General features: G+C 28.8%; 1 pseudogene. It reads left to right on the top strand.

The window, feature by feature from the left end:
• Positions 1–347, top strand: a pseudogene (locus tag AC1DRF_RS32165) (WXG100 family type VII secretion target); the annotation flags it as partial.
• Positions 348–504: the final 157 nt, after the last annotated feature.

Below are 504 nucleotides of genomic sequence, written 5' to 3' on the forward strand. Positions count from 1 at the left end.
AGGAATATCAATCTTATATTTGGAATAAAAAGTTTGCGAGAAGAAGGGATAAGGGTGTAGTAGAATTCTGGAAACAGGAAAGAATAAAAATTCTAAATGGAGAAACACCTACAAGGAATTGGTCTAATGAACAAATAGAGGATATTTTAAATAAAAAGAGAGCTAAATTTAATGGACAAACGTTACAAGGGCATCACACATATAGTGCTGCAAAATACCCTCATTTAGCAGATAAAGGAGAAGTTATATATCCTTTAACATATAAAGAACATTTTTATGGATGGCATGGAAGGAATTATAAAAATAGTTTGCCTGGAAAACCGATTAAGGAAATAATAGAATTTTAATTATTACGGAAGGAATGATAGATATGGAAACAATTAATTTAGTAGTTCTTAATGACTCGAATGCTAATAAATATATTCCTTTGTTAAGAAAAAAAACATCTAAATCTATAAGTGACATAAAACAAAATATCAGTATGGGAAATCCTGTGATTAAATG

This window comes from Priestia sp. P5_B4, assembly GCF_056400385.1.